We start from the raw sequence: 503 nt of genomic DNA, 5'->3' as shown, positions 1-503 counted from the left end.
CCCGCCTATATGTCCATCACCGGCACCAAGCAGGGCCTGATCACCGCCGGCGCCTTCACTGAGGACTCGGTCGGCAACACCTACCAGGAAGGCCACGAGGACCAGGTGATGGTCCAGGGCTTCAACCACGAAGTGATCATCCCGCGCGACCCGCAGTCCGGCCAGCCGACCGGCCAGCGCGTGCACAAGCCGGTGGTCATCACCAAGGTCTTCGACAAGGCCTCGCCGCTGCTGCTGGCCGCCCTGACCTCCGGCGAGCGCCTGACCAAGGTCGAGATCCAGTGGTACCGCACCTCCGCCGCCGGCACCCAGGAGCACTACTACACCACCGTCCTGGAAGACGCGATCATCGTCGACATCAAGGACTACATGCACAACTGCCAGGACCCGGGCAACGCCCACTTCACCCACCTGGAAGACGTGCACTTCACCTACCGCAAGATCACCTGGACCCACGAAGTCTCCGGCACCTCCGGCTCCGACGACTGGCGCTCCCCGGTCGC

At 65.6% G+C, this 503-nt stretch carries 1 protein-coding gene; it reads left to right on the top strand.

From position 1 onward, the window contains the following. The coding region (locus tag LT948_RS33060; protein ID WP_153579291.1) for an Hcp family type VI secretion system effector at window positions 1-503 on the top strand (503 nt) is incomplete at both ends.

The organism is Pseudomonas sp. CP-1, assembly GCF_021213715.1.
Lineage (GTDB): Bacteria > Pseudomonadota > Gammaproteobacteria > Pseudomonadales > Pseudomonadaceae > Pseudomonas > Pseudomonas aeruginosa.
This window is presented reverse-complemented; position numbering and strand designations above follow the sequence as displayed.